Raw genomic sequence first — 26,509 nt, 5'->3', positions numbered from 1 at the left:
CTATTTACGATATAATGAAGAAGATATATATAATGCTGGTTTGTACACTGAGTGTACTGTTTGGCTTTGCCCAAACCAGAACAATAAATGGTCGGGTAACCGATGGTGCCGGGGGGCTTCCGGGAATAAATGTTAAAGTAGAAGGTACTGCTATTGGAAGTACAACAGACAATAAGGGCCTTTACGTGATTCAGAACGCGCCTGCGAATGGAACGTTAGTATTCAGCGGGGTAGGTTACAGGACAAGATCAGAGAAGTTGCAATCCAAAAACGTATATAATGTACAAATGGAAGAAAGTGTAGAAGGATTGAATGATGTGGTGGTGATTGGTTTTGGAACACAGAAAAAAGCGACATTAACAGGATCAATTGCCAGTGTAAGTGGAAAGGAACTTAAACAGAGTCCGGTGGCAAATCTTACCAATGCCCTGTCTGGCCGTTTACCGGGTCTTTTTGCGCAGCAGAATAGCGGACAGCCCGGCAAAGACGAGGCCGCCATACAGATCAGGGGGATCAGTACCTACCGCTCAGGAACGGGACCTTTATTGATTGTAGACGGTGTACAACAGGATAATATTGGCCAGATCGATATGAACGAAGTAGAGAATATTTCTATTTTGAAAGATGCTTCGGCTACAGCGGTTTATGGGATACGCGGGGCAAATGGTGTAATCATCGTGACAACAAGACGTGGCCAGACGGGAGAAGCAAAGGTTTCCATCAGTAACCAAACGGGAATTCAGCAGTCAACCCGCTTGCCGAAATTATTGGATGCCTATAACTCACTGCTGTTATTAAAAGAAAGTTACGTAAATGACGGGCAGGCGGCTAATTTTCCATATTCCGATAGCCAGCTCGAAGAATTTCGTTTAGGTACAAATCCTTCCGTTTACCCTAATGTGAGCTGGTATGACGAAGTGATGAGGCCTAGCTCATTGCAAACACAGTTTAATGCCAACGTTTCTGGCGGTACCGAAAATGTAAAGTATTTTGTTTCGGCCGGAATGATGAACCAGAATGGACTGTTTAAAAACTTTAAGGAAAGTGAAACCGACAACACCTATTATTTAAAACGTTATAATTTCAGGTCGAATGTAGATATTAAGGTAAACAATAACCTGGATATTGGCCTCGATCTGTCTTCAAGGCTGGAAAACGTCAATCAGCCGCATCCCAACGAAGCAGGACGTTCAGTATTTAACCAGTTGCTCCGTTTAGGCTTTGCACCTTATTCATTCCCGGTTTACAATCCCGATGGTTCCTATGCCGCACCGCCTCAAAGCAATCAACATCCTAACATGGTAGCGCAGTTAACATTGGCTGGTTACGACAGGACTTACAACACCGTACTGACCTCTAATTTAACAGCCACACATAAACTCGACTTTTTGTTGAAAGGTTTATCTGCTAAAGGTGCATTTGCTTTTAACAATACCCAGTTTTCAGAAAAGGACCTGTTCAGAAGTGGTTATCCAACCTACAGGTATAACCCAACTAACAACACCTATAGTCTGTTCAATACGGCTAACAATGTTTTAAGGCCTTATCAGGTAGGTACAAATAACCTTGCTCCGAGAACGGCTACCAATCTCGAAGCATCTCTTAATTATGCAAACCAGTTCGGAAAACACAATTTAACGGTTCTGGCGCTTTATAACCAAAATACAAGGGTATATGTCAATGGTAGCGGAGTTCCCGATCCATCCCGTAAAATTAGTTACCTGGGCTGGGTTGGAAGAGCCACCTACAATTATGCGGGACGTTACCTGGTCGAATTTAACCTTGGTTATACCGGGTCAAACCAATTTAACAATACCAACCGCTTTGGTGTCTTCCCGGCCGCCTCTGCAGGTTGGGTGGTATCTGAAGAATCTTTTGTGAAGAATAACCTTAAATTCTTAAACTATTTTAAAATCAGGGGTTCTTACGGAATTGTTGGAAACGACAATGTTGGCCTTGACCTCACCACATATGCCTACCTGAGTACTTATGTGCCTACGGGCACTTACCAGTTCGGTGATTCGAATACCACCTACAACGGACTGGCCGAAGGAAAACTCGGTAACGACAAGCTGACCTGGGAAAAGGAAAGAAAGGCCAATATCGGCTTTGATGCACAATTGTTTAAATCTAAAGTAAATATCACCTTCGATTACTTCGATAATTTCAGGTACAATATTATTACCACAAGGACCACTGTAGGAGATGTGGTGGGGATTACCCTGCCTGAGGTAAACATGGGCAAAGTAAGTAATAAGGGAATGGAGCTGGAGATCGGTTATACCAACAGGGATCACAAACTGGGTTATTTTGTAAAAGGAAACATTGCAATAGCGAAAAACAAAGTGCTGGAGCGTGATGAGGAACGTAAAAAATATCCCTGGCTACAACTTACCGGACAGCCAGTAGGGCAGCCCTTTGGCTGGCAGTGGATCGGGTTCTATCAGAGCCCGGAAGATGTTGCTAACAGTCCTGGTACCGCTTTTAAACCGCAGGTGGGTGATTTGAAGTATGCCGATCTGAATGGTGATGGAATTATAAATGACGATGACAAGGGCCCTATTGGTTTCCCGGTTGTACCCAATACTACTTTTGGACTGTCTGCAGGACTAAACTATAAGGGTTTCGATTTTAGCTTTTTGCTTCAGGGAGCTGTAAACAACAGTGTTAGGCCTACAGATGAGCTGATTTATGAAAATATCGGAAATTTTCAGGAGTTCCACCTGGGAAGATGGACACCTGAGAATGCAGCCAATGCAACCTATCCAAAACTGCATCTTGCCGGTGGTGGTGCCAACAACAGGCCAACAACATCTACGTTCTGGCAGCGCTCAGGTAATTATCTCCGTTTAAAGAATTTGGAGATTGGCTACCAGTTAACGCCTTCAGTCCTGAAACGAATAGGAGTAGGTAGCCTTCGTATCTATGCTAACGGATCAAACCTGCTTACCTGGGACAAGCTTAAGATCCTTGATCCCGAGTCGCCAAGCGGCCGGGGCGAAAATTATCCTCAACAGAAAATTTATAGTCTTGGGTTAAACCTTAATTTTTAAGTGTCATGAAATTACTAAAACATATTGCATTACTAATATTGGCCGTAAGTGCCCTGTTTAGCTGTAAAAAGGACGGCGTATTAACAGGTGATACCCAGACTGATATCTTCGATAAAGACGTATGGACCGATAGTGTTCGTACCATACAGATATTAACCAGTATTTATGCCGATCTGGGGCCGGAAAGCATGACCACACGCATCAACACCTCTAACTCTTTGTCGGAGTTTAGCGATGAGTCTGACGAGCGCTGGACAACGACAAATGTGTCGCCTGCAGCAGCTTTTCAGCAAGGAAACTATAGCCCTAGTTCTTTACCCGATCCTTTTAATAATATATGGAAGAATACCTATAAATCGATCAGAAAGGCCAATCTTTTTATCAGCAGGGTAGATGAATCGCCATTATCTTCAGCGCTAAAGAAAAGGATGAAAGCCGAAGCTCGTTTTCTAAGGGCCTGGTATTATCATTTATTGATGAAACATTATGCCGGAATTCCTTTGGTTGATCGGGTACTTACATTAGATGATGATTTTAATCTGCCGCGAAACAGTTACGAAGAATGTGTGAATTATGTGGTTAAGGACCTGGAAAGTGCGTCAGCTGATCTGCCAATGGAATATACTGGAACAGAGGGTTATAACCATGGCCGTATTACAAAGGGTGCTTGCCTGGCACTAAAAGCCCGGGTGCTGTTATTTGCGGCAAGTCCTTTATTTAATGGGGGTGCTGCAAATGCTAACCCTGTTTTTGGATACCCAACTGAAGATAAACAGCGATGGACAAAAGCCGCTGCTGCTGCGAAAGCGGTTATTGACCTGAATTATTATAGCCTTTTACAGGGCGACGGCGGAAATAACAGCACCGCAGAGGGTTTCTACAATGTATTCCTGCTCAGGGTAAATAAAGAGATGATTTTTGCCAGACTGGCGGGAAGTAACCGCACTTATGAAAACTCACATCTTCCGGCAAGCAGGGGTGGCGCATATCATAATGCGCCCAACGGAGATTATGTAGACACTTATCCGATGCGTAACGGGATGCCGATCAATGCACCCGGCTCAGGTTATGATCCACAGAATCCTTATGTAAACCGCGATCCGAGATTCTATCGTTCCATTATCTATAACGGTGCATCGTGGTTAAATCCATCAACCAATACCAAACAACCGGTATTTACTTATTTTAATGCACCTAATGATGGGCTGAGCATACCTTATATCACTCCCGGAACAGAAACAGGTTACTATAACCGGAAAATGATGAGCGAAGATGTAACTGGTTCAACTGGAGGAACACAGCACTTTTTTCCTTTTTTAAGGTATGCTGAAGTGCTGTTGAATTATGCAGAGGCATTAAATGAAGCTGGACAAACGACCGATGCTTATGAGCCGATGCGTCAGATTAGAGAGCGGGCGGGACTTTTACCTGCAAATCTCCCTACAGGGTTAAATCAGGAACAAATGCGCAAATACATCAGAGACGAGCGTAGGATTGAACTGGCTTACGAAGATCACCGTTTCTGGGATATCCGCAGATGGAAGGTTGGAGCGAGTACATATGCAACTGTGCTTACCGGAATGAAGATCATCAAAAATGCAAATGGAACCTATTCTTACGAGAAGATTAACATCCCAAAACCTATTTCGGTATTTATAGAACCAAAAATGAACCTGCTGCCAATTCCGGCAATCCAGGTCAATATTTCAGATAAGCTGTTTCAAAATCCTGGTTGGTAAATCAACCAGGAAAATCATGAAGTAAAAATAATCTACCTATCAACCTAACCAAAAATCTATTCAAAATGAAAAAAACATCCCTGTTATTGTGCCTGCCGCTCTTTTTTGCAGCCTGCACGAAAAATGTTCCCGTAGAAACTGTCGAAACAACAACGCCAGTCGCAACTGTAGATACAGGCTTTACAAGTGATCACAAGTATAATTTAAATGTAGTATACTTTGTGCCTACAGATAATCCTGCTAAACCAGAATATGAACGCCGCTTAAGCGACATCATGTTGTCAGCGCAAACCTATTATGGCAATCAGATGAAGCTCAATGGATATGGATTTAAAACCTTTGGTTTATTCACCAATCCTAGCAAAACCAGGATAAAAATAATTACCATACCGGCAAAATACACTTACGACAAGTATACTACAGATCATTTGAATGATATTGTTGCTGAAGTGGAAGCTTATTTTACAGCCCACCCTGGCTCAAAATCAGGCGAGCATTCGCTTGTCATAAGTCCTTCCATACCAAGCGGCATCGGTAATCCGTATGTCGGTTACGGAAAATATTGTTTTTGGCCCGACAGAGGAGAAGAGGTTACCAGTACGACCGGACTGGGAGGATTAATGCACGAGCTGGGGCATGGTATAAATTTAGACCATAACAGACAGCGTGAGTCAAGGATAAATGACCCCAACTATGGTACTTCGCTAATGGGAAGTGGCAATGGGACCTATGGAAAATCACCTACATTTCTCACGGAGGCAGATTGTGCGATTTTAAATACCAATCAGGTTTTTCAAACCAACACTTCCATCACTTATTATGGAGCGGTAACGGCAAAAATTAAAAGGATGTACGCTTCTTATTCTACGACCAAAGGTGCTATTATTGTCTCGGGCCGATTTACCAGTAGTGTTCCGGTTACGGATGTTACCTATTACCTCGATCCCAACAACAATAATGAAGGAGTTGGGGTAAATAAAGATTATAATGCGGTAACCTGGAGCACGAAAGTAATCGGGCTTGATAGCTTTTATGTGGAATTGCCGATGACTGAAATGAATAACAGCTATAAAGCGAACAATCCTGCAGAATTAAAAGTAAAACTGATTCACGAAAACGGAAGGATCACAAATACGACCTTTAATTTTAACTTTTTAAATAATATTCCAGTGATCAACATAGCGCCATCCGGATTTGATAAAAGTGACTGGAAGGTAATTGATTTTAGTTCGCAGGAAACTGTAATAGAGAACAAACCCGCCAGTTATATGATTGACGATGATATTAATAGCTTTTGGTTTGCCAAACATTCATCTCCTGCAGCAGTTTTGCCTCATTATGTAACCATTGATCTCGCTCGAAGCAGTACTGCCGATGGCTTTACCATCCGCCAGCGGGCAGGGGCTTACCGTGCTGTAAAGGATGTGGAAATTCTGACCAGTTCTGATAACCAGGTTTGGGCCTCAGCAGGTAACTTCGTTGTACCAAAGGTTGACACTGAATCTAAAATTCCTTTTGCTTCTGCTAAAACATTCAGGTACTTCAAAATTATTGTGAAGTCTAATTATGATACGGCAGAACCAAATAAATCGTGTATTGCAGAAATTGGACTGTATAAAAACTAGATAAGGAATTTCAAAAGATTAAAGCTATATTTTGTTGTTAATCACAATTTTACCATCATAAATAACCATTAAATGTCTCCAAAAATTAAATTACTTCTGGTCAGCATCGGTTTGTTAAGCTTTCAGCTTGGCCAGGCCCAGAATGTTGACCAGAAACCCCTTTCCAATGTATGGACAGCCGATAATGGCAACGGCACGTTTAAGAACCCCTTACTTACGGGCGATTGGGCCGATCCGGATTTTATCCGTGTAGGTGATGATTTTTACTTTGTTTCTACCAGTATGAACTACGTGCCGGGCTGCCCTATTTTGCATTCTAAAGATTTGGTGAACTGGGAAATGGCAGGGTATGCCGTAGATAAATATGATGAAGATCCAAGATATAACCTGCAGGGTGGAAATATGTACAGTAATGGCTCCTGGGCAGCAACAATCAGGTATCACAACGGATTATTTTATGTTGGCTTTTGTACCCCGAGCAGGAATGGGGCAAAGGGCAGTTATTCCATGTGTGTGGCAAAAGACATCAAAGGGCCATGGAAGCGGACTATTTTTCCGGAATATTTATACGATCCGGGGCTGTTTTTTGATGATGATGGTAAAGTTTATGTGGCCCATGGACAACAAAAAATTTTTATAACCGAATTAAATGCAGATGCGTTATCGGTTAAAACACCTCAAAAGGAAATTTATGAAAACCGTGATTTTCCTTATTTAGAAGGTTCGCACATGTATAAAGTAAATGGAAAGTATTATATTTTAAGTACTACCGGAGGTACCAATGGCAGACAGATCTGTTTGCGGTCGGATAATATTTACGGTCCATACGAAGCGAAAGTCGTTATGCGCAGTGATGTAACGCTTCCCGGCAGTTTTTTACACCAGGGCGGAATGCTGCAGCTTAAAGATGGCTCCTGGTGGTTTATGATTATGCAGGACCGCTGGCCAATAGGTCGTTCTCCCCACTTAGAACCCGTGACCTGGGTAGATGGCTGGCCGATGTTAGGTGTAGATGGTAAAGGTGTAATAAATGCAGCAAAGCCAAATGTTGGTCAGACTTATCCTGTAAAAGTACCGGCAACATCAGATGAGTTTAATGCAGTAAACCTTGGCTTGCAATGGCAGTGGAACCATAATCCCGATAACGAAAAATGGTCGTTAAAGAAAAGAAAAGGCCATATGCGTTTACAGGCTTCATTGGCGAACGACTTAACAATGGCGCGCAATACACTTACCCAGCGTGTTCAGGGGCCAGCCTCTGAAGGGATTGTTGAAATGGATATAACGGGTTTAAAAGATGGTAATGTTGCCGGATTCGGTATTTTTCAAAAACCTTACGCTTATATCGCAGTAAGGAAAGCGGGCGACGAAAAAACATTGATTATGGTAAACAATAATAAAGTGATTGACAGCATTAAAGTTTTTAAACAGCATAAAATCTGGATAAAAGCAAATGCCTCACATATTGGTTATAAAGCAACATTCGCATACAGCCTGGATGGAGAGAAATTCATTTCATTTGGGAACCAGCTTAACATGGCCGTTGGGTATAACTGGACCGCCAATCGCTTTGCTTTATTTAATTTCAGTACCAAAAAAGAAGGAGAAGGTGGTTATGCAGATTTTAACTGGTTCAGGTTTAAAGGCACAAACCCTCTCGCCCAATAAACAATTACATAGTGCTGGTAACCAATTTATTGATGTTTTTTTAGCTGAATTATGGTTAAGTGAGGGCCTTAAAATTTAAGGTTTTCACACCAATCATTTAAGATTTTCCCTATATAAAAACGGGAGAATTAAGCAGCTTTGCTATTTAACAATCCTGAATAAATAAAGAATTTTTATCACCAGTTAAACAATATCCTAATAAATGACTGGATGTTATTAACCAGATCATTAAAATCAACAATTAAATGCAGAAACAAATAATTCTATTCCTTTTGGTTCTTTTCGCTTTCGAAAAGGTAAGTGCGCAGAAAAAACAGCTGGTAGCAAGTGATATCATCAGCCAGATGAAAAAAGTTGCTGACTGGCAATGGACAAATTTAGAAACAGCAGGATGGAAAAACCCGAAAAAAGACTGGACCAGTGGCGCCATGTATGCTGGTATGATGGCATGGGCACGCCTGGCCGATAACGATAGCTATTATAAAAAGCTCATTCAGGTTGGTGAAGATAACAAGTGGGAAACAGGAAGATATAGATATTTTGCAGACGATTATTGCGTTGGTCAGCTTTATTCGCAGTTGTATACCATTTATAAAAGACCCGAATATATTCAGAAGTTTAAAGCCCTGGCCGATACCATTGTTTCTTTACCACATTTGGAAAGTTTAGAATGGAAAAATAATATTTATACCCGCGAATGGGCCTGGTGCGATGCCTTGTTTATGGGCCCACCGGCACTGGGTTATTTAAGCCAGGCAACCGGAGATGCCAAATACCTCGATAAATCAATCGCATTATGGTGGAAATCAACATCCTATTTATACGATCAAGATGAGCATCTTTTTTACCGCGACAGCCGTTATTTCGATAAAAAGGAAAAAAATGGAACAAAAGTATTCTGGAGCAGAGGCAATGGATGGGTTATTGGCGGTTTAGTTCGTCTCTTATCGGTAACACCCGAAAATCATCCTGAGCGGGAGAAATTAGTGAAATTGTTTATCAGCATGTCTGAAAAGTTAGCGTCGCTGCAACAGGCAGATGGCAGCTGGCATGCCAGTTTACTCGATCCCGAAAGTTATGCTTCAAAAGAAACCAGCGGTACCGGATTTATCTGTTATGCGATGGCCTGGGGCGTAAATAACGGGCTCATCCCTTACAAAAAGTACGAAGGGGTAATTTCCAAAGCCTGGGCCGCCCTTAGCGCTTCTGTTCACCCTGATGGAAAGCTGGGCTTTGTACAGGCACAAGGTGCTGCACCCGATAAAGTTGGCTATGACGATACAGATGTTTACGGGGTTGGTGCTTTTTTATTGGCAGGAAGTGAAATGTTTCGCTTAAGTATTGCAAATCATGATAAAAGTGTTTTTGCCGAGGCATATAACGGATCTTCAACCAATAACAATCAAACGGTAAAAATTGCATGGCCACAAATTGTAAAAAAGGTTAAAGTGAAAAATCCGAAGCAATTAATTGCAAGAAACGCGGCCAGCGGCCAAATTGTACCTTTAAGTGTCAGCTATAAAGATGAAAAAATAACCGGGGTATACTTTACCGAGAATATTACAGCCGGAACCAGCAAATTTTTTGAAATCAGCACCAAATAAAATGATCAAATTAGCCATGAACAATATTAAACATGTCTTTTTAATAAGCCTTGTATTTTTAACCACAAGCACAGTTACCCAGGCACAAAGCGGAAAGAAGAATAAAGTAAATCCTCCAGCCAGCGGTGCACAAGACAGGGCATTCTGGGTAAAAACTTTATATAAAATTGCCTATCCTGTTATTCATCATCTGGCCAGCAATACGTTGAAAAAAAATATGGCTACCGAAGTGGCGCCACACTACTATAACAATGTAAGGGAGGTCGGTTATACAGAAGCTTTGGGTCGTACTTTTGCCGGTATTGCGCCCTGGTTAAGCCTGCCCGATGATGAAACAGAGGAGGGGAAACTCAGGGCAAAGTTTAAGGCGGAAACCATTCAGGCTTTAAGCAACGCCGTTGATCCGTCAAGTGCCGATTATATTAACTTCAGAACCGATGCGCAGCCTATTGTAGATGCAGCCTATGTAGTGCAGGGCTTTTTGCGTGCACCAAATATCTGGAAAGCATTAAACGAAACCACACAAAAAAGATACATCGCCGAAATTAAATCCTTAAGAAATAGAACAGGGGCTTATAACAACTGGCTCTTATTTACGGCAATAGAAGAAGCATGGTTGTTAAGTGTTGGCGAAGACTATGAGCCTTACCGCACCATGACAGCCATTAACAAACTAAATGAATGGTACGTTGGAGACGGCTGGTATTCTGACGGATCGAGTTTCAGTACCGATTATTACAATTCTTATGTCATCCACCCGATGATGATGGATATCCTGAAAGTAATGGTAAGCAAGAAAAAGATGTCCGAAGCACAGCTAACAAAAGCCACCGACCGTGCTGTACGTTATGCCCAGATTACCGAAAGGATGATTTCATCAACAGGCGAATATCCACCAATAGGAAGAAGTGTAACCTACCGTACGGCTGCTTTTCAAACCCTGGGGCAAATTGCACTCGATCAAAAGTTACCCAAAGAATTAAGCCCGGCACAAGTCCGTTGTGCGCTGACTAAAGTATTCGAAAATATGTATGCTGGTAACCAGAATTTTGATGCACAGGGATGGTTGGTTTTAGGATTTAACGGCCATCAGCCTGAAATTGCCGATCCATATACCTGCACAGGTAGCCTTTATATGGCAACCTTGGGTTTTTTACCCTTAGGCCTACCAGCCGACAATGCATTTTGGACAGAAGCAGCCGCACCCTGGACCGCTCAAAAAGCCTGGATGGGTAGTTCTTTCCAGAAAGACCACTCAGCAGGTAAATAATTAAATGAATATCAATTCATTTTAGTGTCCGCTGGAAGATTGCTTTTGTGGTTGCATGCTAAAGGAGTTTGTATTATAAATATTTTGTCATCCTGAGCCTGTCGAAGGGCTTTGCTAATATGCCTGATTTGTTATCCTGAGCCTGTCGAAGGACTTTATTGACTAGAATAAAGCTACCCAAATAAAAGAATGGTAGCACGAGACTGTACCCAACATTGATGGAAAACCCTGGATATGAATTATTCAGGGTTTTCACTTTTACAAGCAACTACTTAACCTGGGAAGCAACCAGTCTTTTTATCCTTAAAGGTTTAAATCAGCCATTGGTAAGACAATCAGTTATTTAACTCCATATTGACTCTGAAAAGAGAATAGAATACTGAAAAGGCCTAAAATTTAAAATTTTCACACTATTTGTTTAAGATTTTACCGGCTTAATAATCAGTTTATTAAAGATTTTTACGATAGAGATAAGCCAAGCGATTGGTCAAAATATTAACTAACCAGATAAACCCATGAACCAAATTTTTAAAACCCATGAAACAGGGTTTTAAACCTATAAATATCGCCGTTGCTATTTTGCATAAGCCAGGCGAATAAGAATATCAACTTACCTAACCAAAAATAAAACAATGAAAAAACAATTATTAATGGCCCTTGCCGCAGTAGGCATCTTCTGCGCTTCCTCCTGTAAAAGAACAGAAATCCCGGTAGCTGAAACAAACAGTACCTTCAAGTCTAATCCACAGATGACGGTATCGAACCCAGTGATATCTCACAACCGTAATCTTACCGTTGTCTATCTGGTTCCAACTGATCTTGATACACTTGCAAATTTCAGATCCAGGGTTGATGGCGTGTTAACATGGATCCAGAATTACTATGCCCAAGAATTGAATAGAAACGGATATGGGTTAAAAACCTTTGGCCTTGTTAAAGATACAACTACGCAATTAGTCCAGATTAATGTAATCAGGAGTACACAGTCGAAAACAAATTTCAATTCTGGTCTTGGTGTTACAGAAGTGGATAATTTTTTTACAGCTCATCCGGGCTTAAAGCAAAGCCAGCATGTACTTATCCTGTTACCACCATTCACAACAAATGCAAATGGAGAACCCGCCGGAGGAAATCCATTTTATGGGTACGGAAAATACTGTTATGCCCTGGATTATGCAGGCTTTAATATTGCTAATATTGGTACTGAACCGTTTACTAAATGGATTGGCGGACTGGCACATGAAATGGGACATGCATTAAATTCTTCCCACAACCGCGAATCCGTATCTCAAAAAAATAGCCTCGGTACATCGTTGATGGGATCGGGCAACTATACCCTGGGCAAAACGCCAACCTTTATTTCTGCAGCAGATGCAGCTATTTTTAACAACAACGAAGTATTCAACAATAACAGTTCTACTTATTATGGTAGTGTAAGCACCACAATACCTAGAATTTATGCCAGTTACTCAGCAGCACAAAGTGCGATCGTGTGCTCTGGAAAATTTACTTCTACAGGCACGGTAGATAAGGTCCTGTATTTTAACGATCCTAACGTGGGTAATGAGGGCACTGGAGTTAACCACGATTATAATGCGATTACCTGGGCGAGTTCCAAAATCGGAACAGATAGTTTCAGTGTGGTTATGCCTATATCAGAATTCTGGGTAAAAACGGATGGGATACCTTATGAGCTGAAGGTCAAATTTGTGCATACCAATGGTACCATTACCGAACACATCTATTATTATACCTTCCAGGGTGGCATACCTGTGATTAATTTCGGTTATCGCCCGGAACTTAGCAAAACAGGCTGGACAATCGATGGATTCAGCTCACAGGAAACGGGAGAGAATGGTTATGCAACGAATGTCCTTGACAATAACTCGACTACTTTTTGGCATAGCAAATGGTCATCATCCCCTGCAGGAACCTACCCTCATTTTATCAGCGTAAATCTTGGAAGCAATAAGACTGCAAGTGGTATCGCCCTGCAGCACCGTTCAGGATCAAGACGGGCGATCAAAGATTTTGAAATTCTGACCAGTACCGACGGCATCAGTTATACCTCCAGGGGAAATTTTTCGACTGTTAAAACAGATGGTAAACAATATTTTGCATTTGGATCGGCGCTGACCTTTCAATACCTTAAAATTGTGGCCAATACTTCCTGGGATGGAACACAATTTGCCGCCATAGCCGAACTTGGGTTATATTAGCAAAAGGGGCATCCGAATAGATCATTAATCATTAGGTAATGAAATATTACCTAATGATATCATCAAATCAATATCTACTATGAAAAAAATCACCTTTCTATTATTAACGGTTTTATTTTTTAGTTGTAAAAAAGAAAAACCAACGCCACCCGTTCCTGATCCTGTAACAACAGTTCAGTATAATTTTGATAACAATAATAACGCTGCGCTGATGTTCCAGGACGGTGAATCGATAGAACTCTTGACTTCTGAAGCAAGACGTTATGAGATTGGTAAGGTGCTGCGGGTGAAGGCTATCAATGCGACGACGATCGAAGTGGCTAATTTTGCGCCTGTTGAAATCGCAGATGCCACTATACTTTTAACCGTAGAGGGGCTATCAAAGCCGGTTAGGTTGTTCAGGATTGGAAAAATCAGGGCACATGGCGTCCAGCAGATCAAATATCCGTTCATTGAAGGGGGAACCAAATTTCTCGACAGCGATGGAGGAGAAGTAGATCTTGCGCAATATAAAACCACAGGTATTCCGATTGAAAAAGTATCGTTTGATTTTACCGGTGATTCGGATCTGATCAAAAAACTAAAAAGCTTGTCCAAATTAAAATGGAAGATTAAATACCATGAATATGATACTAAGGATATTCCGACTGATAACTGGAAAGATAATATTGAAGCTAAGGATATACGGAGATTCTCAGGCCTGATCATCAACCTGGCCTATCTGATCCAGGCTGAAGAAACCAGGACAGCATTTTTAGCTGAACCGATTACCGGAAACGATAAGGTGTTATTGACTGCTGAACAGAAACAGGAAGCTTTTAAGAAGATATTAGATATGTCAACAATCAACTGTGGCGTAGTGGTAAATGTTTCCGGGCTAGGTGGCGGATCTACATTTGGATTAGCCAACCATGTGTTACACGACTACCTGACCATGGACATCTGTTCCATTGCCGTACACGAAATTGGCCATATGGTCGGCTTTTCACATGATTCCAGTATGACCTATCCAACCGCTGACAAGCGGGGTGCGGTTGTAGCAACAGGGATAATCTATAAAGATATGCTGGCAAAGAAACAGTTACCGATCACAACCAGCAATTATTACCTGCCTACCCATCTATAACATAAACGAGCCGGGACTTTCCTGTTTCGTGCCTATTATCTGGTCAGCAAAGACAATTTACAATTTAGCTCACTTTTGGTAGAAAGCCAGAAGTGAGCTATTACCCGAAGGCTTACTGAGATTTACCAACATTCTAATTGGCCTATCGGCTCGTTTTTAAAGTGTTTTCAGCTTTATAGTAGAAATTATCTACCATTTTTAAAAGCTCTTATTTTTAATTGATCTAAATAGCTATATTTGCAGCCAACCATCAAACAGGTATTTGGAAGCTACAAATCATCCTTTCTCAGGTAAATTAATAAAGATCGATAAACAATCGTTCGAAATGGCCTATGAATTATACTGGGAGAAGGTATTTGCGGTTTGTTACAATAATATCAAAGAGGTTGAACCCGCAAAGGGTATGGTTCAGGAGATTTTTAAGTCCCTTTGGGAGCGGAGATCGGAACTCGAAATAGAAAAAATTGAACATTACCTGATCCGATCGGCCAAATTTAAAACCTTCGAGTATATCCGAAATAAGGTAAACCGGCAAAAGCATAACGAATTTCAGATGATGGACTGCTCGGTTTCCAGCAATTGTACTGAAGAACAGGTACTTTTTAATAATTTAAAAGAAAAAGTAGATGTTTTGGTCGATACCTTGCCCTGCCAGTGCAAACGGGTATACAAAATGAGTCGCGAACAGGGAATGAGCAATAAAGAAATTGCCGGTTTGCTGTATATTTCCGAACGTGCTGTAGAGTATCATATCACGAAGGCCATGAGCAGGCTTAAAGTTGGTTTGGCCAGTTATTAATTTTTTATTTCAAGAACTTACGGAAAATCGGTGTTTAGGCTACTTCTATTTAAAAGCAATAATTTATTAAGTTTGCAGATACCTGCATCCTTTTTAGGAGCAACTCATTAGCATGAACATTAGTCAAGAACTTTTAGAAAAATACCATTTAAATGCCTGTAGTGCCGAAGAGCGCCAGAGGGTAGAAGAATGGCTGTTCAATACTGATGTAGAGGAGCTGAATACCGTAGCTTTAGCAAAAGATAAAAATGCCCTGAAGCAGGAAATGTGGCAGGAAATTGAAACCGTTATGCCACAGGCGATTAAGCCATTGCCAAAAAGGAGTAATACTTATTTCATGTGGAAGGGTGCTATTGCCGCATCTGTATTTATCGCCATGGCTGGTGTTATTGCTTATTTTATAATGGCCAATAAATCTTTTGGACAAACTGACTTTTTAGAATTAAATAATCCCTCTGCACGGTATGTAAAACATATTGATGCCAAAGGATACGATGTGGCCATAGGACCAAATACCGTTGCTAAAATAAACAATAGCGATGGCATGATCGATCTGACGGGAAGTATCCTGATTTCTCCAAAGAAAGATATCAATCTTGTTTTTGAAGGCACAGATAAGAAGATAACCTTGTTAAAAGGACAGACTTATATTATCCTTAAAAATAAAACCGGTGTAAAAAGTATCGTGGTAATTAGCGAGCGCAATTTAATGGATTTACCCCCGGTGATGCAGAAACAACTTTCGGCCCAGTTTGATATTTAACCAGCTCTACCGCCTACAATGAACCTCCCTCGCATCATCAGATTTTTCATTCCCGTTATTTTTGCCTGCTGTATGCTCGGTTGCGGAGATAAGCGCACTGACCAAAAAGATGCTAAATACAGCTTGTATATTCTGGCCAAAGATGGAAGAGAATATATGCTCACGACGAATGCATTAGATCGTGGTTTGCTAAAACCGGAAACACAAGGTATTCTTTTGGATCAGAAAGATATGGATAGGGATGTTTTTGTAAAAGATGGATTCTTTTATCACCTCAATCGTAAAACCAGCCGTTTCTCTAAATTTAAACTGGAAAACGAAAAACTGGTTGTCGCAGGATTTTTGGATATTAAAGATTTCAGCATCGAGAACTTTAACTGGATCGGGAAGGATAGCCTGCTGCTTACCGGATTAAATCTTTCGGGTTACAACCATACCAAATATACTTTTATCAACACAGCTAAAATGGAGGTCATCGCAAAGGGCGATATGCAGATTCCCGCACCATCGGGTAAGTTCACCACCCTTTCTATTGGTTTTGTAGAGAAAAAAGCAAATGCACTTTTGGTTGGTTATACCTACCATGTAACACAGAATGTATCTAATTATTTAACCAGCGATACCTTATATGTTTCAGAACTGACTTACCCGGAAATGAAACTTCTTAACACACAAAAAGATACCCGTTCTACCTATCCTGGTGGAATCAATACCATTCAATCTTATAATTTTAAGGATGATCATGGCGATTATTATTTTCAGTCATGCCCGGGGATAGCTTTGGGGAACAGGACCGAGCTGCCTACTGGGGTGTTTAAGATCAAGGCCGGCGAAAAAAAGATAAACCAGGATTATTTCTTTAATATCTCGGCTTCAAAGGTTCAGAACCATGCTTATGGAATGTGGTACCTTGGCGGAAATAAAGCCATTATCCGTTCTGAAAGAAAAGACCTTTTTAAAGGTTTGGGCGATCACTATAGCACGGCACACTTTGAATTTTACGTACTCGATCTGCAAACACAATCGGTTACCAAACTCAATCTTCCGTTAGATAAGGGAACCAGAAGAGAGTGTGTGATTGTGGAGGGCGATACCGCTTACATTGCTGTGAATTCTACCAAAGAAGGCAATTATATCTGGCTATACAATATCAAAACCGGTACATTGAAAAAAGGACTTCAGTTAGGAGGGGATACCGATTTTATTATGCGGATAGACCGATTGAAGGATTAATAACTGTTTTTTTTAACCGCAAATAAAAGATTCTCCGCGACGTTTATCATCTCAAATTTGCGGGAATCCATATTCCATTTTACCTCTTCCATTTTCCATCCCAATTTTATTTTATTTTTTTTCGTTTCTCACCTTCGGGAAAATACGAATTGTGCTACTACCCAGTAAATGCACAATATTAAAACAATGTTTTACGGAAAAAATCTACTACTCATTTTATTCAGCGTACTATCTCTAAGCGCTTTTGCTCAAACTTCATCCTCCATTTCAGGGACCATTAAAGATGGCAAAGAAGTAATTGTTGGGGCTACCATCCAGATAAAGGAAACCAAAATTGGCGCCACAACAGATCAGTCAGGTTACTACGAAATCAAAAATATTCAGCCGGGCAGTTATACCATTGTCGTATCATACATTGGCTTTATTCAAGAATCAAAAAATATTACGGTTAAACAGGGGCAGATCGTTAAAATAGATTTTTCATTAAAGAAAGACCAGAAACAACTGAACGATGTTGCCGTAAATGGCAAAACCAAAACACAGGAAGTTAAAGAGTCGGGTTTCAGTGTTAACGCCATCGATACCAGAAAACTGGCCAATACCACTGCCGATTTAAATCAAATCCTGAACCGCAGTACCGGTGTCCGTATCCGCGAGCAGGGTGGTTTGGGTTCTGATTTCAAATTTTCCATCAACGGTTTATCTGGTAAACAGGTTAAATTTTTTGTAGATGGGATCCCGATGGATGTAATGGGCAGCGCCATGTCGCTCAATAACATCCCGGTTAATATGGCCGATCGTTTAGAAGTGTATAAAGGTGTTGTTCCGGTTAATTTAGGTGCCGATGCAATGGGTGGTGCAGTAAACGTCATTACCAATCAAAAGCTAAGCAACTATTTAGATGTTAGTCATAGTTATGGATCTTTTAATACCAACCGTTCTTCTTTAAATGGCCAGTTTGTAGATAAAAAAACTGGAATTATTGTTAAGGCCAGTGGTTTCTATAATTCTTCTGATAATAACTATATCATGAAAGATGTGGATGTAGTGCAGGGTGGAACGCGTATAGGCAATTATATTGCTGATTTAAACGGAGCAGAATTTGTAAAAGCAGATGTTCGACGTTTCCACGATAATTACGAGTCGTTGCTGGGGCAGGTAGAAGCCGGGATAACCAATAAGACATGGGCTGATGTATTATTTGTTGGCGTAGGTTATAACGAAGCACACCAGGATTTGCAAACAGGTTTCGACCAGAACATTGTATATGGCGAAGTAACCAGGGCCAGTAAAGCACGCAGTGCTACTTTAAGGTATAAAAAAGATAACCTGTTTACTGATGGTTTAAGTTTAAGTGCATTTTTAGCCAGATCTAAAGATACTTACAAAACCACCGATACGGTAAAACGCACCTATAACTGGGATGGTACTTATTTCGATAAGGGCTATTCGGAAATGGGCGGAATTAAAACGATCGCAAATATTATCAGGCCCAGAACTTATGCAATGGCCAATTTGAGTTATGTGATCAACAGCGAACACACTTTAAACCTAAATTATACTTTCGATCATTTAAAAAACAGAAATTTTAACGAACTGTTAACGGATCACGATGAAACACCTGGTCTTTTAAGAAAGCAGATTGTGGGACTGGCTTATCAGCAAGACCTTTTAGATAAGAAACTGGTCAATACTGCTTTTGTTAAATATTACCACCTGGGTTTAGAAAGGCCTAAATACATTAATCAGGTTTATACTTTACTGGATACCGCTTTTAGTAATTTGGGTTACGGGGTGGCATCCAGATATAAAATCACGCCAGATTTAGGCATTAAAGCTTCTTTTGAGCACGCTTACCGTTTGCAGGAAGCCGAAGAAATGTTTGGAGATGGTTTAAACTTACAGGGAAATCCAGATCTGAAACCAGAAAGTAGCGATAACATCAACCTTGGAGCCTATTACAATTTTAAGTTGGGCAAGCATACATTTTTTGTAGAAGCATCGGGCTTTTATCGCGATGCAAAGGATTTTATCTTCCCAGTGCCTGATGAGCGCTCTAAATTATTAAAAAACCAAAACCAGTCGAGCGTTCGCATTACCGGTTTTGAAGCCGAAGTACGCTACACTTACGATCAGTTATTGGGAATAAACCTGAATTTAACCTATCAAAATGCAGTAAATACTACAAAAAACGGTCAAACAGAATCGTATAATGTAGAAGGAACCTACCTGAATAAAATTCCTAACCAACCATGGTTATTTGGAAATGCCGATTTCAGTATCGGGAAAAATGACCTGTTGGGCAAAAATACACGCTTGCAGTTTAACTGGTTTACCCAATATGTAAACTGGTTTTATTTAACCTGGGAAGGAAAGGGAAACCCTAACGGGAAATCAGATATTCCTACACAGTTTATCCAAAATGCAGCATTAAGCTACTCATTGCACAACGGCAGGTATAACATTTCGGCGGAGTGTAAAAATTTAACCAACGAACTTGCTTACGATAATTTCAGGTTACAGAAACCCGGCAGATCGTTTTCTGTAAAACTGAGGTATTTTATCCAATAATCAATCTCCAAATCGATCAGACATTATTTTATATCAATCACGATGAACAAAATTATATATCACTTCAATAAATTATTCGCCATTGCACTTATTGTTGTTTTCGCCAGCGGATGCGAGAAAAGAGATGTTGGCCATATAGAAGAGGGTACCAAATATGCTGCGGTATTATGTGTGGGCAGCTGGCCAAATACCGCTTATTACATTGCAGGGATCCAATCGCTAACCGGGGGTACCGTTAGCTTAAAAGGGAATGGTGCCGAAATGACGGGCAAGGTTTATGCGCAGGATGTGATCCAGAGAGATGGTTTCTATTACCACGCAAATGCAGGTAGTGGCCGTTTAGGCAAATATCATGTAGAAAACGGATCGCTTTTAATCGATAAGGAGATTCCTTTTTCATGGTTAAACTGGAGCTCTTATACCTGGGTAGATCATAATACCCTGGTTATTTTTGGAGATGGAAACAACGAAGCCCGTTATGCTGTGGTTAAAGTGGACAAAATGACCATTAAAACAGGAAAGCTGAATTTAGAAAAGATTCCGGCCGGATTTGATGCCTATACCATCGGTTTTGCCGAATTCAGGAACAATAAACTTTTTCTGGGTTATGGTTTTGGTTCTACCGATTATACCAATTATCCGAACATGCCGGTTTATCAAAGGGCTTATGTAGCCGTAATCGATTATAGCACCATGGCGGTTGAAAAATCACTTTCAGATACGCGTACAACCGGGCTGGGCGGACCAAATGTTTATGCACCATCATCATTCGTGGATGAAACCGGTGATTTGTATTTCATCAGCGATCCGGTTAATGTTTACGATTATAAATCACCATCTGCCATGTACAGGATTAAAAACGGCTCGGCCGAAATAGATCCAACTTATTTCTTTAATTTCTCGGCTGTTGCCAATAACGAAATGGTTCCTGCCATGTGGTATATTGGCAATGGAAAAGCCATAGTACGTTCGCGAATTGCAGGCCAGAGTATCGATGCCGATCATTACTTCTGTGTAGTTGATGTTAAAACAGGTGCGTTGATCAAAAAATTAAATCTTCCGGCGGATAAAGGCGAACGTATGGTGAATGCTGTAATTGTTGAAGACGGTAAAGCATTTATCGCAGTTAATGCAGCAGATAAAGATTACATCTGGCAATACGATCCTGCTACCGATCAATTAACCAAAGGAGTAGAGTTTGTAGGCGGCATCGATTACATTTTAAGAATAGAGAAATTAAAATAACCTGAATATCTCCCTATAATGACGTTTAAAAAGATTAATGCCTGGCTGCACTTATGGCTTGGGATTGCTTCCGGAATAGTAGTATTTGTGCTGGGGATTACTGGTTGTGTACTCGTTTTTGAACAGGAGATAAAAAGTTTAAGCGCTCCGTGGCTGCATGCAACACCAGCTGCAGCTACCGGGCAAGCTATTCTTAAGCCTTCTGTATTGTATCAGGCGGTACAAAAGGCATTGCCTGGGCGGGAGATAGAATCGGTGTGGTACCATGGCGAAAATAGAACAGCACATTTTAGTATCCATGAAATGGATTCGCTGGTTTATGTTAATCCCTATACTGCAGAAGTGGTGGCTATGGTGAAGGAAAAAGATATCTTCCAGTTTTTTAAAGACGGTCATTATTACATGTGGTTACCCGAAAAAATCGGCCATCAGGTGGTGGGTTGGGGAACACTCATCTTTTTCTTGCTGCTCATCAGCGGATTGATTTTATGGTGGCCAAAAAAATGGAATAAAAAAGGAAGAGATCAGAGTTTTAAAATAAAATGGCGTGCCAGATTTAAACGAATCAACTACGATCTGCACAATCTTTTGGGATTCTATTCCATTATTGTAGCGCTTTTGTTTGCCTTTACCGGACTGATGATGAGCTTCGCCTGGTTTAACAAAAGTGTATTCTGGTTGGCAGGAGGCAAAAACGGTCAGCGGATTGAAGCTTTATCTGATACCACTAAAAACCCTCAATCGAATGTTCTTCTTCAGGTAGACCGTGCATGGAAAAAAGGAGTTTACGAAATTGCCGAACATCGCCCCTTCGAAATCATCCTTCATTTTCCGGAGAAAGTATCAGAAGCCATTTATGTATGTACCGATATGTATAAAGGGACCTGGCGCGATGTTTATTTAGATCAGCACAGCTTAAAAGAATTACCTGCCTCAAATAAAAGACTCCGTGATGAAAATCTGGCTTCCTGGATCAGACGCTCTAATTATGGATTGCATGTTGGTGAAATCGGTGGACTTACCACAAAAATTATTTTCTTTCTGGTAAGCTTCATCTGCGCCAGTTTACCCATTACGGGATTTTATATCTGGTGGGGTAAAAAGAAGAAAAAACCTAAAAAGAATAAAAACATCCCTATACTCTTAAAAGCTTAATTTATGTGCAAATTCCTATCCTTTGCTTCAGGTAAAAAACCTGATGTTAGTAGATTATTGTCTTATATTTTTCCGCTGGTGCTCTGCTTTTTATGGAGTAAACCTGTTTGTGCACAGACCGATTCAGCCATCAGTGGCATTGTAGTGATGGAAAACGGTAGCCCCGTAGAATTTGCCTCTGTAGCCCTGCAAGATGCAGATGGGAAAGGTATAAAAGGAACTTTGACCGATTCGTTGGGGCGTTTTTCCTTTCCGGCACTGCAACATGGTAGCTATCGTGTTAAAATTTCTAATATGGGTTATATCACGCATCATACCGATGTGATCCAGATTAGTATTCAGCACAGGGTAATCGGTTTAGGACGATTGAAATTAATAGAGGATGCGCAGACTTTAAACGCTGTAAACATTTCCGTTCAAAAAAAGGTAATCGAACAAAGTATAGACAAGATGACCATCAATGTGGAAAACAGCATTTTATCAGAAGGAAATACGGCTTTGGAATTGTTGCAACGCGTACCTGGCATTAAAGTAGACGACGAAGGTAAAATATCGTTAAAAGGGAGGGCCGGTGTTAACGTGATGATCAACGGAAAACTAACCTATCTTTCTCCGGCAGAATTAAGTGTATTGCTGAAAGGAACTAATTCGGCATCTGTTTCTAAAATTGAGCTTATGGCCAATCCTTCCGTCAAGTATGATGCTGCCGGTAATGCTGGTATCATTAATATTGTGATGAAGAAAAACCAGATGAAAGGCCTGAATGGATCGCTTGCTGTTAATGGCGGTTTGGGCCGAAAGGCAAGATATGGATCGGGTTTTAACCTTAATTACAAAAATGCAGGTTTTAACGTTTATGGAAGCTATAATTATGCTTACCGCGGCGAAACCGAATACCTCGATTTTAGCAGACGGTTTTATAATAATGGCCATGTAGCAGGTAATTACGACCGGATTTCTAATCAACATACCGAAACAAACGAACCCTTAAATACCAACAATTTCAGGGTAGGAATGGATGTAGATTTAGATCCGCAGAACGCCATTGGTTTTCTTGTAAATGGGAACATTGGTAAATACCTGCATGATAGTCAAACGAGTAATATTTTGCAAAATCAGCAGGGCATTATCCAGTCTGATATGGCCACCACCAATTATGATCAGCAGCACTGGAGCAATTTAACATACAACCTTAACTACCTGCATAAATTTAAAAAAGAAGCCAGAACATTTAGTGCCGATGTAGATTTTGCCAGTAACAGTTTTACGTCCAGGTTAAATTTAGATACTTACTCTGCGCCTGATGTATCTGCTCCTGCGCAAACCAGCAATAGAAAAGGTTATGTTCCGGCTAAAACCGATGTGTATGTAGGTAAGGTAGATTATACCGATCAATTGGGTAAGGCCATCAAAATCGAGAGTGGCTTGAAAAGTTCATTTATAACTTCCGATAATAACCTGGTTTATCAAAATTTAACGGATGGTGCCTGGGTGTACGATCCTGCGGGCAGTAACTATTTTAAATACAAAGAACAGATCCATGCCGCTTACCTAAACCTTAACCGCGAATTTAAAAGCTTTACCCTACAGTTGGGTTTAAGAGGAGAGTATACCCATACTTTGGGCAATCAGGTTACAACCGGATCGCTAATTAAAAGAAATTATTTTCAGTTGTTCCCAAATTTGGCACTAAATAAGACAGCAGGCGAAAATAACCAGTTCCAGCTGGCCTATAGCCGTAGGGTACAAAGGCCTGATTATGGCGATTTAAACCCGTTCAGGGTATTTCGAGATCCACTTTTATACTACGAGGGAAATCCATATTTAACGCCGGAACTGACACAGAACATCGTATTGAGCCATATTTTTAAAAGCAAATATACCACTGCCTTAAATTATAGCAGAACTACTGATGTCATAACCTGGGTATCGGGTCAGATTGATAACCTGAACACGACTTACGAACGCCCCCAGAACCTGAAGAGTCTGGTTAACTATGGTGTTAGTTTTACCGGTCAGACTAATTATTTCAGCTGGTGGACAGCAACAAATTTTGCCAATATTTACAATAATATTTATCGTGGTGGTGAAGATTCCGGAGCATTCAAAAACAGTCAGATTAGTTTTACCATCAATACCCAAAACTCATTTAAACTTGGGGGTGGTTATAGTGCCGAGTTAAATGCATATTATCATTCGAAATCAGTTTATGGCATTTCTACCAAAAAATCTTATCATTCCGTTTCAGTGGCGTTTCAAAAAAATCTCTTAAAAGACAAAGCCAGTCTAAAACTTTTAGTGAACGATATTTTTCAGTCGAGCCAATACAAACAGATTACCAGGTACCAGAATATAGATATGTATAGCCATGTAAATGTTGATGGGCGGCGGGTAATGCTTTCATTCTCCTATCGTTTTGGTAATTCTTTCAGTACAAAAGAACGCAAAAGGGGAAATGATGATATCCAGAACAGGGTAAAGGGAGGAATATAAAAATGTGAAATTGCCCTCTTGTACGATATTTTTTTGCAGTCTGGTAAATATAAAACCTATGATCATTTTCGCTGGAACACCCAATTTGGCAAACAATATTTCGAATGCCTGGATGGAATGGGTTGTAATGTTAGTATCTCTTAACAAAGAGGTGCTAAACAAAAAAACGAGACAAACAGCTTAAACTGATTTGTCTCGTTTTGTGCTCCCGACGAGATTCGAACTCATATCGATGGTACCGGAAACCATAATTCTATCCATTGAACTACGGGAGCATAAGGCTGCAAATATAGAAAATTCAAAATCATTTCATTAAAAAATCAAACCTATTTTTAATCTGTAAATACCTGACAAAATTAACTTCCTGCTGTTGAGCTATCTTTTATGTTAAAAAATGATTAAATCATAAAGCCAGGTGCTGGTAGAATGAGTTTATTCCTCTTTATTTTTAATTTAAGAATCCTTTTTGGCTAATTTTAAAGGTACACCGTTGGCTTTTTAGGAAATAAAAATGCACCTTTGCGAACCGTTAATAGAGGATTAGGCATGTAATAAATTAAATTTTGTTTATGGAAGAATTGGTTGTGGAAGAGATTCAGGAACTGCTTGAAAAAGAAAATGATAAGGCTTTAAAGCAATATCTCGATCAACTGAATATTTCGGATGTAGAAGAACTGATTGATGAACTTCCACAATATGCAGCTAAATTTATCGAAACCTTATCCCTCAACCGGGCCGTAAATGTTTTCCGGATTCTGGATTTTCCTACCCAGGAGCGTATCATTAAAAAACTTTCAGGCAATAAACTGAATCAGATCATCAAAGATCTGCCGCCCGACGACCGTACCGCACTTTTCAGCGAATTAAAAGGTGATGTGGTGAAAAAAATGATTACGCTTTTACCGCCTGAAGAACGTAAAGAATCACTTGCACTCCTTGGTTATAAAGAAGATAGTATTGGCCGTTTAATGACGCCCGATTATATCGCCGTAAAACCCGAATGGTCTATCACCAGGGTATTGGCGCACATCAGGCGTTATGGAAAAAACTCCGAAACCATCGATGTTGTGTATGTGATTGATAAAGAAGGGGTATTGCTGGATGATATCAGGATTCGCGAGGTTTTACTGGCCGATCCTGAAGCCATTATCGGCGAGCTTACCGATAAACGTTTCATTGCCTTAAAAGCAAACGATCCTCAGGAAGATGCCATCAATATCTTCAGGATGAACAACCGCGTGGCTTTACCTGTAGTAGACGAGAATAACATTTTGTTAGGGATTGTTACGGTGGATGATATTTTGTGGATTGCCAACGAAGAATATACCGAAGATATGCACAAAATTGGGGGTACCGAGGCTTTGGATGAACCCTATCTCGATACTTCAATATTTAACCTGGTAAGAAAACGTGTAGGCTGGCTGGCCATTTTAATGGTTGGCGAAATGCTTACCGCTACCGCAATGGGTTTTTTCGAAGGACAAATTCATAAAGCTACCGTACTCGCATTATTTATTCCGCTGATTATTTCATGCGGAGGGAATAGCGGATCTCAGGCTTCAACCCTGATTATTCAGGCAATGGCGCTTGGCGAGGTAACCATAAGAGATTGGTGGCGCGTAATGAACAGGGAAATTACATCAGGTTTTCTACTGGGTTTATGTTTAGGCCTCATCGGATTTTTACGCATTTTTGTCTGGCATTTGGCAGTACCTAATGTTTATGGAGAACACTGGATTTTAATTGCTGCTACCATTAGCGTTTCTTTGGTTTTTGTGGTACTCTGGGGGTCGTTAAGTGGCTCTATGCTGCCGATTTTATTAAAAAAACTGGGAGCCGATCCTGCAACCTCATCTGCTCCATTTGTAGCAACCCTTGTTGATGTTACCGGACTGATTATTTATTTCAGCTTTGCTGTTCTTTTTTTAAAAGGCGTTTTACTTTAA

Annotated in this window: 16 protein-coding genes and 1 tRNA gene; 16 read left to right on the top strand and 1 reads right to left on the bottom strand. The window is 40.5% G+C overall.

Going from position 1 to position 26,509, the window contains the following annotated elements; translation table 11 throughout:
* The first annotated feature begins 14 nt into the window (after positions 1-14).
* The 15 genes from AC07YT_RS05200 (at position 15) to AC07YT_RS05130 (ending at position 24,563) form a co-directional block, all read left to right on the top strand.
* Positions 15-3,053: a SusC/RagA family TonB-linked outer membrane protein gene (locus AC07YT_RS05200; protein ID WP_086547137.1), complete on the top strand. Its 3,039-nt coding sequence runs from the start codon at positions 15-17 to the stop codon at positions 3,051-3,053.
* Positions 3,054-3,058: 5 nt separating this feature from the next.
* Positions 3,059-4,792 carry a RagB/SusD family nutrient uptake outer membrane protein gene (locus AC07YT_RS05195; RefSeq protein ID WP_086547136.1) on the top strand — a complete coding sequence of 578 codons (1,734 nt, stop codon included), beginning with the start codon at positions 3,059-3,061 and terminating at the stop codon, positions 4,790-4,792.
* 65 nt (positions 4,793-4,857) lie between these two features.
* Positions 4,858-6,417, top strand: a complete 1,560-nt coding sequence (locus AC07YT_RS05190) for a discoidin domain-containing protein (protein ID WP_086547135.1) — start codon at positions 4,858-4,860, stop codon at positions 6,415-6,417.
* 72 nt (positions 6,418-6,489) lie between these two features.
* Positions 6,490-8,085, top strand: a complete 1,596-nt coding sequence (locus AC07YT_RS05185; RefSeq protein WP_086547134.1) for a glycoside hydrolase family 43 protein — start codon at positions 6,490-6,492, stop codon at positions 8,083-8,085.
* A 245-nt stretch (positions 8,086-8,330) separates the two neighbouring features.
* The gene (locus AC07YT_RS05180; RefSeq protein WP_086547133.1) at positions 8,331-9,689 is read left to right on the top strand and encodes a glycoside hydrolase family 88/105 protein; all 1,359 of its coding nucleotides are present in this window, start codon (positions 8,331-8,333) and stop codon (positions 9,687-9,689) included.
* A gap of 1 nt (position 9,690) precedes the next feature.
* Entirely contained in the window at positions 9,691-10,959 is a 1,269-nt protein-coding gene (locus tag AC07YT_RS05175) for a DUF2264 domain-containing protein (protein ID WP_494945193.1), read from the top strand.
* Between the two features lie 632 nt (positions 10,960-11,591).
* Positions 11,592-13,178 carry a discoidin domain-containing protein gene (locus AC07YT_RS05170; protein WP_086547132.1) on the top strand — a complete coding sequence of 529 codons (1,587 nt, stop codon included), beginning with the start codon at positions 11,592-11,594 and terminating at the stop codon, positions 13,176-13,178.
* Between the two features lie 79 nt (positions 13,179-13,257).
* Positions 13,258-14,304 (top strand): hypothetical protein, encoded by a 1,047-nt coding sequence (locus AC07YT_RS05165; RefSeq protein WP_086547131.1) that lies wholly within the window; start codon positions 13,258-13,260, stop codon positions 14,302-14,304.
* A 262-nt stretch (positions 14,305-14,566) separates the two neighbouring features.
* Positions 14,567-15,103, top strand: coding sequence for a sigma-70 family RNA polymerase sigma factor (locus tag AC07YT_RS05160; protein ID WP_494945192.1), 537 nt, complete (start codon positions 14,567-14,569; stop codon positions 15,101-15,103).
* A gap of 112 nt (positions 15,104-15,215) precedes the next feature.
* Positions 15,216-15,866 (top strand): hypothetical protein, encoded by a 651-nt coding sequence (locus tag AC07YT_RS05155; protein WP_086547130.1) that lies wholly within the window; start codon positions 15,216-15,218, stop codon positions 15,864-15,866.
* Positions 15,867-15,884: 18 nt separating this feature from the next.
* Positions 15,885-17,099, top strand: coding sequence for a DUF4374 domain-containing protein (locus AC07YT_RS05150; protein ID WP_086547129.1), 1,215 nt, complete (start codon positions 15,885-15,887; stop codon positions 17,097-17,099).
* Between the two features lie 186 nt (positions 17,100-17,285).
* Positions 17,286-19,670, top strand: a complete 2,385-nt coding sequence (locus AC07YT_RS05145; RefSeq protein ID WP_086547128.1) for a TonB-dependent receptor — start codon at positions 17,286-17,288, stop codon at positions 19,668-19,670.
* Positions 19,671-19,712: 42 nt separating this feature from the next.
* Positions 19,713-20,915 (top strand): DUF4374 domain-containing protein, encoded by a 1,203-nt coding sequence (locus AC07YT_RS05140; RefSeq protein WP_086547127.1) that lies wholly within the window; start codon positions 19,713-19,715, stop codon positions 20,913-20,915.
* An 18-nt stretch (positions 20,916-20,933) separates the two neighbouring features.
* Positions 20,934-22,070: a PepSY-associated TM helix domain-containing protein gene (locus AC07YT_RS05135; protein WP_086547126.1), complete on the top strand. Its 1,137-nt coding sequence runs from the start codon at positions 20,934-20,936 to the stop codon at positions 22,068-22,070.
* Positions 22,071-22,073: 3 nt separating this feature from the next.
* On the top strand, positions 22,074-24,563 hold the full coding sequence (locus AC07YT_RS05130; RefSeq protein WP_086547125.1) for a TonB dependent receptor: 2,490 nt from the start codon (positions 22,074-22,076) through the stop codon (positions 24,561-24,563).
* Between the two features lie 203 nt (positions 24,564-24,766).
* On the opposite strand, the gene AC07YT_RS05125 is transcribed toward AC07YT_RS05130, so the two are convergent.
* A tRNA-Arg gene (locus AC07YT_RS05125) sits at positions 24,767-24,838 on the bottom strand.
* Positions 24,839-25,132: 294 nt separating this feature from the next.
* Here AC07YT_RS05125 and mgtE point away from each other — a divergent pair.
* Positions 25,133-26,509, top strand: coding sequence for a magnesium transporter (gene mgtE / locus AC07YT_RS05120; RefSeq protein WP_086547124.1), 1,377 nt, complete (start codon positions 25,133-25,135; stop codon positions 26,507-26,509).

It is taken from the genome of Pedobacter sp. GW460-11-11-14-TSB4 (assembly GCF_059423705.1).
This window is presented reverse-complemented; position numbering and strand designations above follow the sequence as displayed.